Raw genomic sequence first — 13,125 nt, forward strand, 5'->3', positions numbered from 1 at the left:
TGGGCCATGGCCTTCAAGCGTACTATAGATTATGTTCAGTTCTGGGCGATGTGCATGGCACACATCCGCCTCAAGGCGGAGGGAAAAGCATTCCAGAGGCAGTTAAAGATTGATGGAAGACTGATAAAATGGGATTGCAGGGAAAAGCATTTTCTGCAGCGAATATTTATAGAGAAAGAAAGAAGGGGAGCCAATTGCGTTATCGATCAGTCAATCAAATGATGTTTGCATTATGCCTTCTGGCTGCAGGTGTCCTGCTGCTTCTTGTAAATATAGGTGTCATTTCCTTGGAAATAAAGAAGTTTTTTGTCACAGTATATCCTTTTGTGATGTTCGGCTATAGCCTAATTCTGCTGATCTCTACATTGGCCAGAAAAAAAGGGGGCAAAGTTTTTGCCGGATTTTTGCTTGTTTTCTCCGGGCTGCTGGCCTCTGACAGATTCGGACTGATCCAGTTTTCTTTTTGGGATGTGTGGAAGCTTTGGCCGCTCGCCATCGTATACCTTGGATTCTCGCTTCTCGTAAGGAAAGAGCATATTAAAGTGCATGTTGAAACAGAGTTTCCAGCTAAGAAATATGATGGGATAGAAGAAAGCGAAAAGGATCTGGGCGAGGAAAAAATCATCAGGATCAAAAAGGGATCGCGGCATGCCCCATTAGCAAATATCAGAGGATTCTCTATAGGCGACGTCAGCTTTAAAAACGCAAATTGGTCTGTAGAACCTTTGGATCTGTATAATACGGTCGGTGATTATTTTATAGACTTCAGCAAGGCGTATATCCCGGAGAAGGAAACGCCTATTTCAGTCAAGGGATGGGTCGGCGATGTTAAGATGATTATCCCTGAGGATGTCCCGATTATGGTTCACTCCGATATCAATATCGGGGATATCCGCATTTTCGATCTGAAATCAGAAGACCTTAACCGCAAACTTTATTATAAATCCCCGGGATACGATGATGCGGCAAGAAAGTTGAATATAACGATCCAGCTCAAAGTCGGCTCCATTCGAATTGATCATGTATAGGAGATACTGCTGATGAAAAAAATGTTCGGAATCAGGTATTGGTTTATCCAGAGCTTTATTATGATGGCGCTGATCAGCTCGCTCACCTTCTTTGTCGGGATCCAGATTTATTTATTCTTTGCCGATGAACCGGTCCTCACCATTTCAATCTCTTTCTGGCTCTTTATCTATTGCCTGCTGATCCTGCTGGCTGCCGGAGGCTATTTTGGCATTAAAGGCAGTTACTTAATCAAGGGAAGGCTTGGAGATATCCTGGTTGCAGTGTCCAATCTGCGGTCCGGCAAGCTGGCAGGAAGGATATCTTCTTATGAAAACGATGAAATCGGGCTTATTGCAGAGGAGCTTGATGGTTTGGCTGACTATATCCAGGAGCAGGTCCACTCGGTCCAACGGCTTGCTGAAGAACGTTCATCCCTGGCCCAGTCGGCCCATGCTGCAGCAGTTATGGAGGAAAGGCAGCGCCTGGCAAGGGATCTCCATGATGTTGTGAGCCAGCAGCTGTTTGCTCTTAGCATGATGTCATCTGCCGCACTGAAGGTCTTTGACAGAGATTCTGAAAAAGCAAAGAAGCAGCTCAAGGAAATTTCCGGTATAGCCGCCAAAGCACAGGGGGAAATGAGGGCTCTCCTTCTCCATTTAAGGCCGATCCAGCTGAGCGATGATACCTTGTGTGACGGGATTATCAAGCTGATACACGAATTGCGCGGGAAGACTACCATCGATTTTCAGGCCAGCATAGATGAAATCGAGCTCTCCAAAGCAGCAGAAGAGCATTTGTTCAGAGTTGTCCAGGAGGCACTTTCTAATATTCTCAGGCATGCCGATGCATCAAAGATAAAGCTGACCCTTACAGAAAAGGAAGATTATACATATTTATTTATTGGAGATGACGGAAAGGGATTTGACCCTCATATTGAAAGGGTTGCCTCGTATGGATTGAAAACCATGCGGGAAAGATGCGAGGAAATCGGCGGGATTTTCAATATCCGGTCCAAACAGGGAGAAGGGACTTATATTGAAATACGGATACCGCTGAAAGGGAGGGAATAAAGTGATCAGGATCGCAGTTGTGGATGACCATGAAATGGTCAGGAAGGGAATCATCTCGTATCTTTTGACTGAACCGGAAATAGAAATAGTAGGGGAAGCTTCCAGCGGGCATGAGGGAGCTGCCCTCGTGCTGAAGGAAAGGCCAGATGTCGTCCTTATGGATCTTTTAATGGAAAACGGAAGCGGCATTGAAGCAACAAAAGAAATATTGAAAAGCTATCCCCAGTGCAAGATCATCATTATTACAAGTTTTTATGATGATGAGCAGGTCTTTCCTGCAATAGAGGCCGGTGCATTCAGCTATATGCTGAAAACAGCAACGGCGGATGAAGTGCTTGACTGCATCCTGAAGGCTGCAAGAGGGGAGCCGGTAATCGAGCCGAAGGTCGCCACCAAAATGATGGGCCGCCTTCGCGGCAGGGAGAAAAAGCCCCACGAGGAACTGACGGAAAGGGAGCTGGAGGTCCTTCTGTGCATCGGCGAAGGGATGACCAACCAGGAAATCAGCAATCAGCTCTTTATAGGGATAAAAACGGTGAAAACACATGTCAGCAACATACTCAGCAAGCTGTCCGTTTCCGACCGCACCCAGGCAGCTGTGTATGCCCATCAAAACGGCCTCATTAAACAAGGACCTAAAGCCTGAAGGGATTTTGCATAGGGCGAATGAAAGAATCTGGCGTTAATTTCTTCAGGTTCTTTTTTTTCAGCTGCAACCCGAAGAAAAGGCCGGAAAATGCGGGCTTCCGCATCTTCCGGCCACTTATGATAGTAATGATCAATCTGCTTCAGGGATATAATAAGTTGTTACAAAGGATGGGCGTGCAAAGATATTTGGACGCTGGACATCGATGCCTTGATCTGTTCCCCGTTTTTCGTGTGCCTTTTCATAGGCTTTGGAATCCTGCCAATTTTTGAAATCCTTTTCGCTCTCCCATTGGGTGAGAATGACATACGTATCACTGGAAAGCGGGCGAAGTACCCGGATGCTGATAAAGCCAGGCTCGTTTTCAACCGCCCCAGCCCTGTTTTTAAATCGGTATTCGAATAAGGGCCTTCCTTCTTCTGTTACGGGGATATTATTCATGACAATAAAACCGCGGCTTTCGAGTGAACCTGTTGAATCCAGCACTTCATAGCTCCGCGGTTCGTTAAATAAAGTTTTTCCCTCGGTTTCGTGGAGGAGCAGTGCATTGTCCGCATCCTGCATCAGCACCATTTTCTCTGCGCTGTTCTTATTTTGTACTATTTTTAAAAAATCAAAAGTGCCGTTCGTCATATAAATCCTCATCCATATCACCTCAAGATTCTCTTTGTATGTTAGCGCTCTCCCTCATTATAGCTTCTCCGCATGCCGATTCCCAATCAGAGCTCTTAGCTGCCGGATAGAAGTTTATTTCAAAATTTTGGTTTATCCAGGAACTATTGGTGGTATTTTCCTATTCGGAGGCTGCTGTATCTGTGTGCATCCTCCTGCCTCTGCCTGCTTATTGATGGGAGTATTTCCTTATTTTTTCCTTTTTATCTATTAAACAGGGAAATCTATCATTTCGTGATTTATAATGGCGAAGGGAAAATAATCCAAAAAAAGGTTGTGTAAAAACGTGAAGAAAAATGTTTTATGGACAGCACTCTTGGCTCTAATGCTTTTACTATCGGCATGCGGGAATGATGAAAAAGCTTCAAACGGTAAAGAGCCGGAAAAGAAGGTTGAAGCTGAAGAAACAGATCATGCTGCCGCAGAGGAAGAAACTGATGAGTCGGAAGAAGCTGAAGAAACGGCTGATGGAACAAGTGCAGAAGGAGAGCTGCTCAACCCAAATATTGCAGATGAATCAGAGGGCGAGGTTGAAGTCATCTATACGAACACAGATCCTGGCTTTGTCCATGATATGAAAGGCTTCAAAGTTTCTGTGGATGAATATCAGATCGTCAAAGTGACAGATATGCACGAGGATGTCACCATCCCGTTTAATGATGAGATCGACGGGTATGTGATTACGGCAAAGGTTACAGTGGATAATGGCACTGATAAAGCAATGTATTACAACAATATGCACCGTATCCAGACATCACATGAGCTGGACTGGTACCCATCAGACCCAACCTTTATCCTTGATGCAGACAAGGTCAAATCGAAAAAAGAGTCAGAAACAGGGAAATTCGCAGCCGGGGAAAAGATAACAGGGCTGATATCATTCACCCTGACAAATGCCGAATTTGATAAGCTTTCGACTGTAAAGCCGAAGTACATCATTGAAGGCGGAGCTGCAGACAACGACCAGTTCAAAGGTTCCATCCAGGGGAATGCAGTCTTTGATTTTGCTTACAGTGTTGAACAGAAGGAGGCCATGGCAAGCGAGCCATCCTTCTACCAGGATCAGCTGACAACCGATAATATGGCAGATAAGAAAATGATTTTCGAAAAAGAAGGAATTGGCGAAGCACAAAAAATCGGTGATGTGAATGTAACACTTGAAGGGGTTCAGTATACAGAAATCACCCCGACAGAGGCCAATAAGCCGCGCTTTACAAATTTTGGCGACAGCGGCATTGTGGCTCTGACAGTCAAATTTAATATTGACAATCAGTCTTCAGAGCCGGTCAGCATCTGGAATATAGGTTCCATCCTTTCAGTGGATGACAACCGCGCCAGAATTCTGTCACAGGGCATGGTTGAACCCCGTGAACCAAAGGCCATCGAGGCAGGTGCACAGGGAGAAAAGCTTCATGTCTTTCTATTCAGGAAAGATGAATTCGAAATATACAAAAAGTTTGATCTGGAATTCGGCCCTTTCTATAACGAAGACGGCACAAAAGCATTCAAAGGAAGAACAGCTGAATTTACACTGCCGAGATAAATTACATGAAGGCAGTATTTTTCAGACCAGAGGGGGTACGGAATGTTAGGGTTCCGTGCCTTTTTTGGTTTGTTTTTTCCTTTGCAAAATCAATGAATTAAAGGAAATAACCCTAATAATAGAATTGAATAAAGCAATGTCATGAAAAGCCAACTTTACGTTAACGTTTTTTACGAAATATAAAACTATAAGGTATTAATTGACCTGCTCCGATGGAGTTCTAAAATGGTAATTGAATGTTAAAGTTTTCAGGGTTGTACTGCCATTCGAATTTAAAAACCTGTTGATTGGAGTGCAAGGCACGAAGACTCCTGCGGGATTGCAGCGGAAGAGTTGAGACCCCACAGCCGCTTGCGGCGAGGAGGCTCAACTCCGCCCCGCGGAAAGCGAAGTGCCTGGAACGGAGATCAACACCCCATTTAAAAATAGAAATGATTTTTGTAATGCAATTTGTTTTTGCCTTTTCTCTTTTAAGGCAAATTTTCGACATTTCCCCAGGCAATCTATACAACCTATCCTGAAACCGCTATAGTGGAAGGGGCAATATGCCCTATACATACCGAAATTTCTAATTTCCAGAAAGATATATTACAATAAACAAACAGAAGAGTACTGAAAGGTGGATACAGTTTTATGGCAAAACAGATAGACGATACATTTTTAAAAGCGGCGCGCGGGGAAAAAACAGACCGCGTCCCTGTATGGTATATGCGGCAGGCTGGGAGATCCCAGCCCGAATACCGTGCCATCAAAGAGAAATACTCCTTATTCGAAATAACGCATCAGCCTGAATTATGTGCCTATGTTACAAGGCTGCCGGTTGAAAACTACGGAGTGGATGCTGCGATTCTCTATAAAGACATCATGACGCCGCTTCCCGCCATCGGAGTGGACGTAGATATTAAAACAGGCATCGGTCCGGTCATTTCCAATCCGGTCCGCTCGCTTTCAGATGTTGAGAAACTGGGGGAACTTCATCCTGAACAGGATATTCCCTATGTCCTTGACACAATCAAGCTCTTAACAGAAGAACAGCTGACAGTTCCTTTGATTGGCTTCTCCGGCGCGCCATTCACAATCGCCAGCTATATGATCGAAGGAGGGCCGTCAAAGAATTACAATAAAACAAAAGCTTTCATGTATTCTGAGCCGCAGGCATGGTTCGCGCTGATGGACAAGCTTGCTGACACCATCATCGTTTATGTAAAAGCACAAATCAAGGCTGGTGCAAAGGCTATCCAGCTTTTCGATTCATGGGTAGGCGCACTGAATGTGGCCGACTACCGCTGCTTCATCAAGCCGGTTATGGAACGGATCTTCACAGCTCTTAAAGAAGAAAATGTGCCTTTGATCATGTTTGGAGTGGGCGCAAGCCACCTGGCCATGGAATGGCATGACCTTCCATTGGACGTAGTCGGACTGGATTGGAGGCTTCCAATCAGCGAGGCAAGGGAGATGGGCATCAGGAAAACAGTCATGGGCAATCTTGATCCTGCCATATTGCTTGCTCCATGGGAAGTAATTGAAGAGAGAGCCAGGGAAATCCTTGACCAGGGAATGCAGCAGCCAGGCTATATTTTCAATCTTGGCCACGGCGTCTTCCCGTCTGTCAACCCGGATACATTGAAAAAACTGACTGGCTTTATCCACGATTACTCGGCTTTCAAGCTTGCTGAGTAATTCCTGAGCATTAGATTTTGTATTCAGCCGGGTTTTTGGCACAATAAGTGACTAGATACATGATTAAAAAGAGGTGTAAATATAATGCCGAAAAAGAAAATGGGCCTGCTTGTCATGGCCTACGGAACGCCATATAAAGAAGAAGATATTGAGCGCTATTATACTCATATACGCCATGGAAGAAAGCCCTCAGATGAGATGCTTGAAGATCTGCGGAGCCGCTATGAAGCAATCGGCGGGATTTCCCCGCTTGCCAGGATTACACAGGAGCAGGGTGAAAAGCTTGAGCAGCATCTGAACAGCATCCAGGATGAAATTGAATTCAAGATGTATCTGGGCTTGAAGCATATTGAACCTTTTGTCGAAGATGCAGTGAAGAGCATGAAAGAAGATGGAATCACGGAAGCTGCAAGCATCGTGCTGGCTCCCCATTTTTCAACCTTCAGCGTGAAGTCATATAATGGCCGTGCAAAAGAAGAAGCAGAAAGGCTTGGCGGCCTGACCATCACTTCTGTAGAAAGCTGGTATCAAGAACCGATATTCATCGGCTATTGGGCAGAAAAAGTGAAGGAAGCCTTCGCATCCATGCCTGCAGATGAAAAAGACAATGCAGTGCTGATCGTATCAGCCCACAGCCTGCCAGAGAAAATTCTCCAGTCGGGAGATCCTTACCCTAACCAGCTGCAGGAGACTGCGGATCTGATCGCTGAACAGGCGGGGGTAGAAAATTATGAGGTTGGCTGGCAGAGTGCCGGGAATACTCCTGAGCCATGGCTTGGGCCGGATGTCCAGGACCTGACGCGCGACTTGTATAATGAAAAAGGCTATAAAGCATTCGTCTATACACCAGTCGGGTTTGTAGCAGACCACCTTGAAGTTTTATATGACAATGACTATGAATGCAAAGTTGTAACAGAGGAAATCGGGGCAAGCTATTATCGTCCGGAAATGCCGAATTCACAGCCCGAATTCATTGATGCTATGGCATCTGCCGTACTCAGGAAGCTTTCAGAATAGCAGAGAGAAGGAGACCTGCCTTTTGGGGCAGGGCTCCTTCTTTGGTTTCTGATTATGTCCCTCAGTTAGGGATAGTAATTAATAATAAAATATTAACCGGGAAGCATTGCAAGAGCTGCTGACATATGCTATTATTATTTTTGTTCAAATTGACCAAAATGTTCATTCAGTCATTTTTGTGAATCGAGGTGTATAGATGGCTGTAGACCGCAAGCAATTAATTATTGAAGCTGCCAATAAATCATTTTCTCTGTTTGGCTATAAAGCAACCACAATGGATCAGGTGGCCAAAATTGCGAATGTCGGCAAAGGGACGATCTACACGTTTTTTAAGAATAAAGAGGAATTATTCGATGAAATCATCACAACGCTCATCAAGGAAATGAAAATTGCAGCTGACGAATCTCTGGATTCTTCATTATCTTTCCACGAAAATGTCCATCGCGCCTTATATGGGATCCTTGAGTTCAGGCTGAAGCACCAGCTGACCATCAAGCTTTTCCAGGAAGAAAAGGAAATGGGCACTCCTGCAGTAATGGAGGTAATGGAGAGGCTGGAAAAATCAATTCTTTCTTATATTAAAGAAAAAGTTGCCGAAGCTGTGAAAAAAGGCGAGATAGCAGACTGCGATCCTGAGCTGACTGCCTTCATCATGTTCAAGCTCTATATCGCCCTGATTTTTGATTGGGAAAAGCAGCATAAACCTCTTGAAAAAGAGGAAATTGCAAAGCTGTTTGAGCAATACCTGTTTAAAGGATTATCTAACTGACTTAAGGGATAGTCCTTGTTTTATGAATAAAATTGACCATTTGAACAAAATAGTCAATCGTACAGGAGGAAAAATAAATGAGAAATAGATTATTCAGGAATGAGTTTTTAGCTATTTTTAAAAACAGAAAACTGCTGATCCCGATTATTGCTGTCCTGTTCATTCCTGTGCTTTACAGCGGAATGTTCCTTTGGGCATTCTGGGATCCTTATGATCATCTTGCCGATCTGCCTGTCGCAGTAGTCAATGAAGACAAAGGGGCAGAATTTGAAGGAAAAGAGCTGCAGCTCGGGGACGAACTGATATCCAATTTAAAAGATAGTGCTGATTTTAATTTTAAGTTTGTTACTAAAGAGGAAGGCTATAAAGATCTGGAGAAGGAGAAGTATTATATTCTTGTAGAGGTTCCTGAGGACTTTTCAGAGAATGCGACAACTCTTTTGGATGAAGATCCGAAAAAGCTAAATTTAATTTATGTTCCAAACGAAAGCTATAACTTCCTTTCTTCACAGATTGGCGGTACAGCAATTGAAAAAATCAAAGCTTCTCTTTCCGAGAAAATTACCGAAACCTATGCTGAGACGATGTTTGATAAAATCGGCGACATGACAGACGGTTTGCTACAGGCGAGCGACGGGGCCGGTAAGCTTGACGAAGGAGCCCTGGAGCTTAAATCAGGTTCACAGGAACTGAAGAATAAGCTTGGAGAATTGGCCGGGAAGTCTGTTGAATTTGATAATGGCGTCAGCCAGGTGAACAAAGGATCTGCAGAGCTGGCTGCAGGAGCGAAGGACCTGGACTCTGGTCTTGGAAAGCTTCAAGCCGGCCATCAGAAATTGGAAGCTGCGGCCAGTGAGCTTCAGGCAGGTAATCAGGAAGCAGCTGCTGGAGCTGCAAAGCTGAATGAAGGAATCCAGCAGGTCCAGGGAAAGGTTCCTGCCCTTGTCCAGGGAGGAGAACAGCTTCAGGGCGGTGCTGCCTCACTTTCAGGCTCACTTGATCAATGGCAGTCAGAAGCTGCCAAGGTCAGCGGCGGAATGTCCCAGCTTCAGCAAAAGCTGGGGGCAGTCCTGCAGCAGATGCCGGAGGACTCCCCTGAAAGAAAAGAGCTGGAAGCAGCCTTAGGCCAGCTGGCAGCCGGTACATCACAGCTTGCCGAATCTGCCGGCCAAATATCCGGCGGAGCACAGCAGCTGTCAGACAAAATAGGCAGCCTTTCAGAAGGGCAAAAGCAATTGCAGCAGGGAATTGATTCTCTTGCAGCAGGAAGCTCTTCACTCGCACAAGGTACAGCCAAGATACAGGATGGCCAGCAGCAGTTTATCGCAGGCATGAATGAATATGGACAGCAATTTGCTTCAGCAAAAGCCGGATCAGCACAGCTGGCAGCAGGGAGCACAGAGCTTTCCGGCGGTCTCGGCAAGCTGGCTGATGGCTCTGGCGCCCTGAAGGAAGGCGCAGGAAAGCTGTCTGAAGGTGCCGGCAAAGTGGCAGAAGGGAATTCAGCATTGTCCGAAGGCTCAGCAGAGCTTGCAGGCAAACTGAAGGACGGAGCTGAGGAAGCTTCATCTGTAAGTGCGGATGACAAAACCTACAATATGATTGCCGAACCTGTCCAGGTGAAAAATGAAAAAATCAATGAAGTGCCTAACTACGGAACCGGCTTTACGCCGTACTTCCTTTCATTGGGCTTGTTTGTCGGAGCTCTGCTTCTGTCCATCGTGTTCCCGCTCAGGGAGCCGGCATCGGTCCCTGGAAACGGCCTGAGCTGGTTTGCAGCCAAGTTTGGTGTTCTTGCAGCGGCAGGCATCATCCAGGCGCTTATTGCTTCATGGATCCTGATTTCGGGACTGGGGCTTGAAGTGCAGAGCATCCCATTATTCCTTCTGTTCAATATTATTACAAGCCTGACCTTCATGGCGCTGATCCAATTCTTTGTTACAGCGCTTGGAGATCCGGGAAGATTTGCTGCTATTCTTATACTCATCCTGCAGCTGACAACAAGTGCAGGCACCTTCCCGCTTGAACTGATTCCGGGCTTCCTGCAGCATTTCAATGCCCTGCTGCCGATGACCTATTCAGTGGCAGGCCTGAAGGCCGTGGCATCGAGCGGAGACTTTGCCTTCATGTGGCATAATGCAGCCATCCTCCTTGGCTTTATGCTCGCATTCATTGCTGGCACGATCACTTATTTCACTATCATGCATAAAAGAAAGTACGCAGCAATCGCAGAATAATAGAGACAGAGAAAGACCCGGCCGCCGGCCGGGTCTTTTTGGTAAAATAAGAAAGTATATTTTTTTAACTTCGATTACTGTCTAGCTCCAGCGCCTACCCCCTCGAGGTCACAAGCCAATCATCCCAAAAAGGCAAAGAACGCCTTTCCGGGATGATCGTCTTGAGGCCCCCAGGATGGGGGTTATGCAGACGTTGCCACAGGACGTGGCGTTCTTAGTCTGCGTTCCTTAAGGGTGAGCAAGGCGCTTGCGCTTTTCTTATAATTTTATAGAATTCCAGTCAGTTCAAGTCAAGACACTTATCACATTTAGTCCCATAGCATTCGTGCTGCTCATCAATGGAGCTGCCGCACTCCGAACATTGTTTTGCTGGCAAATTCCTGAAAAATTCCACGATATTTTCTAGCATTCTGTCAGCCTCCCGGGTTATGTGTTTGTGTTTCTGTATTTACATTGTATTATAACAGTATTTTTAAGTCAACAACTGTATCAATACAATTTTAAAAAAATGAAAAAATAGGCATAATCGATTATAGTGTTAATAGGGATTCGGAAAAAAGGAGGACTGTTAGATGAAATTAACTGTTATAGGGCCCTGGGGAGGTTATCCGAAGGGGAATGAGGCCAGTGCCGGCTATCTTCTCGAGCACAATGGCTTCCGCCTGCTTGTGGACTGCGGCAGCGGAGTACTGTCGAAAATGCAGCAGATCATCCAGCCGGAGGAGCTAGATGCGGTCATTATTTCTCATTATCATCCTGACCATATCGCAGATATCGGCGTATTGCAGCATGCCCGCCTCATCCAGGGCTTCCTCGGAAAAAAGATGGATACCCTGCCTGTTTATGCTCACAGGGAAAACCCTCAGGAGTTCTCGAAGCTCAGCTATAAGGATATTACAGAAGGAAAAGAGTATAAGCCGGACGAGGAATTAAACCTCGGGCCCTTTACAATCACATTCTTAAAAACAGATCATCCGGCACCATGCTATGCGATGCGGTTTGAAGCAGAAGGAAATGCGATTGTCTATACAGCCGATACATCCTATAAAGAAGAGCTGGCTGCTTTTGCATCCGGAGCTTCCCTGCTTGTCAGCGAGTGCAATTTCTACGGAAATCAGAATGGAAAGAACGCAGGGCATATGAACAGCTATGATGCCGGGAGGCTTGCTGAAAAAGCTGGCGCGGAACAGCTTGTCCTGACCCATCTTCCGCATTATGGGGAGCTTTCAAAGCTTGCTGAGGAGTCGGCAAGGGAATACAGCGGCCCAGTCCGCCTGGCTGCATTCAATGATACCTACACTATCTAAAACAAAGGAGAATCATCATGCTATTTATCGACAACAAAGGGATTACAGACCCCCGCATAAACCTTGCCATTGAAGAGTATGCATTGAAGAACCTGGACATTGACCAGGAAAGCTATCTGCTTTTTTACATAAATGAGCCTTCCATCATCATCGGCAAAAACCAGAACACCATCGAGGAGATCAATACAGAATATGTTGAGAAAAACGGCATTCATGTGGTCCGCCGTTTATCCGGAGGGGGAGCTGTCTACCACGATTTGGGCAATCTTAATTTTTCATTCATTACAAAGGACGATGGGGACAGCTTCCATAACTTCAGGAAGTTCACAGAGCCTGTTGTCGAGGCCTTGAAGAAAATGGGGGTGGCAGCTGAGCTGAGCGGACGGAACGACCTTACTGCGGAAGGAAGAAAAATTTCCGGTAATGCCCAGTTCGCCACAAGGGGCAGGATGTTCAGCCACGGGACATTGCTGTTTGATTCTGAGATCGACAGTGTTGTATCGGCCCTTAAGGTGAGGAAGGATAAAATTGAGTCAAAGGGCATCAAGTCCATCCGCAGCCGTGTAGCGAATATTTCTGAATTCCTGGAAGAAAAGGTTTCGACTGAGCAGTTCAGGAGCACACTCCTTAAGAACATTTTTGGGGATCTTGACGAAATTCCAGAGTATGTACTGACAGAAGAGGATTGGGAAAAGATACACCAGCTATCAAAAGAGCGCTACCAGAATTGGGACTGGAATTACGGGAAATCGCCGAAATTCAATCTCCAGCATTCACACCGATTCCCGGTTGGCCAAATCGATGTACGGCTGGATGTTAATAAAGGGATTATCGGGAATTGCAAGATATTCGGCGACTTTTTCGGTGTCGGAGATGTAGCAGTAATTGAAGAAAAGCTGTCAGGTCTGCGCTATGAAAAAGCGGCAATCGAAGAAGCCCTTGCAGATATCAACATCAAACATTATTTCGGCAATGTTACCAAAGAGGATTTTATTAATCTTGTCTACTGAGTTTTCCCCCGCCCAGGCGGGGTTTTTTCATGGGGAAGCAATAAGCGGCGCCCAAATATCTACAAAATTTTGGCACTGTGTACTTGAATACATAAATTTCTTTCAATATAATATATTTAGAAAATTTTTTATTATTTAATGAATGATTATTCATTCATTTAGGAGG

12 protein-coding genes are annotated in these 13,125 nt (G+C 45.4%); 10 read left to right on the forward strand and 2 right to left on the reverse strand.

Going from position 1 to position 13,125, the window contains the following annotated elements; all coding sequences use genetic code 11:
• The first annotated feature begins 194 nt into the window (after positions 1–194).
• From liaF to N288_RS06515, 3 genes are read left to right on the forward strand one after another with little or no spacing between them, the layout of a single operon-like run.
• On the forward strand, positions 195–1,028 hold the full coding sequence (gene liaF / locus N288_RS06505; protein WP_035402726.1) for a cell wall-active antibiotics response protein LiaF: 834 nt from the start codon (positions 195–197) through the stop codon (positions 1,026–1,028).
• Positions 1,029–1,040: 12 nt separating this feature from the next.
• Entirely contained in the window at positions 1,041–2,078 is a 1,038-nt protein-coding gene (locus tag N288_RS06510; RefSeq protein WP_009793951.1) for a sensor histidine kinase, read from the forward strand.
• Position 2,079: 1 nt separating this feature from the next.
• The gene (locus N288_RS06515) at positions 2,080–2,724 is read left to right on the forward strand and encodes a response regulator transcription factor (RefSeq protein WP_009793950.1); all 645 of its coding nucleotides are present in this window, start codon (positions 2,080–2,082) and stop codon (positions 2,722–2,724) included.
• A 132-nt stretch (positions 2,725–2,856) separates the two neighbouring features.
• On the opposite strand, the gene N288_RS06520 is transcribed toward N288_RS06515, so the two are convergent.
• On the reverse strand, positions 2,857–3,369 hold the full coding sequence (locus N288_RS06520; RefSeq protein WP_009793948.1) for an antibiotic biosynthesis monooxygenase family protein: 513 nt from the start codon (positions 3,367–3,369) through the stop codon (positions 2,857–2,859).
• 313 nt (positions 3,370–3,682) lie between these two features.
• Between N288_RS06520 and N288_RS06525 the strand changes: the two genes are divergently transcribed.
• The 5 genes from N288_RS06525 (at position 3,683) to N288_RS06545 (ending at position 10,642) form a co-directional block, all read left to right on the forward strand.
• A complete protein-coding gene (locus N288_RS06525) occupies positions 3,683–4,939 on the forward strand; it encodes a DUF5068 domain-containing protein (RefSeq protein ID WP_022543581.1) in 1,257 nt (418 codons plus the stop codon).
• 633 nt (positions 4,940–5,572) lie between these two features.
• Entirely contained in the window at positions 5,573–6,619 is a 1,047-nt protein-coding gene (hemE, locus tag N288_RS06530; protein ID WP_009793945.1) for a uroporphyrinogen decarboxylase, read from the forward strand.
• 84 nt (positions 6,620–6,703) lie between these two features.
• A complete protein-coding gene (gene hemH, locus N288_RS06535; RefSeq protein WP_009793944.1) occupies positions 6,704–7,636 on the forward strand; it encodes a ferrochelatase in 933 nt (310 codons plus the stop codon).
• Positions 7,637–7,832: 196 nt separating this feature from the next.
• A complete protein-coding gene (locus N288_RS06540; protein ID WP_009793943.1) occupies positions 7,833–8,405 on the forward strand; it encodes a TetR/AcrR family transcriptional regulator in 573 nt (190 codons plus the stop codon).
• A gap of 77 nt (positions 8,406–8,482) precedes the next feature.
• Entirely contained in the window at positions 8,483–10,642 is a 2,160-nt protein-coding gene (locus tag N288_RS06545) for a YhgE/Pip domain-containing protein (protein ID WP_009793942.1), read from the forward strand.
• Positions 10,643–10,922: 280 nt separating this feature from the next.
• Here the strand turns inward: N288_RS06545 and yhfH are convergent, their stop codons facing one another.
• Positions 10,923–11,051 carry a protein YhfH gene (gene yhfH, locus N288_RS24610; RefSeq protein WP_009793941.1) on the reverse strand — a complete coding sequence of 43 codons (129 nt, stop codon included), beginning with the start codon at positions 11,049–11,051 and terminating at the stop codon, positions 10,923–10,925.
• Positions 11,052–11,214: 163 nt separating this feature from the next.
• Between yhfH and N288_RS06550 the strand changes: the two genes are divergently transcribed.
• Both N288_RS06550 and N288_RS06555 read left to right on the forward strand, forming a co-directional pair.
• The gene (locus tag N288_RS06550) at positions 11,215–11,949 is read left to right on the forward strand and encodes an MBL fold metallo-hydrolase (protein ID WP_009793940.1); all 735 of its coding nucleotides are present in this window, start codon (positions 11,215–11,217) and stop codon (positions 11,947–11,949) included.
• A 17-nt stretch (positions 11,950–11,966) separates the two neighbouring features.
• On the forward strand, positions 11,967–12,959 hold the full coding sequence (locus tag N288_RS06555) for a lipoate--protein ligase (RefSeq protein ID WP_009793939.1): 993 nt from the start codon (positions 11,967–11,969) through the stop codon (positions 12,957–12,959).
• Positions 12,960–13,125 lie beyond the last annotated feature (166 nt).

The sequence above is a fragment of the Bacillus infantis NRRL B-14911 genome (assembly GCF_000473245.1).
In the GTDB taxonomy this organism is placed as follows: Bacteria; Bacillota; Bacilli; order Bacillales; family Cytobacillaceae; genus Bacillus_AB; species Bacillus_AB infantis.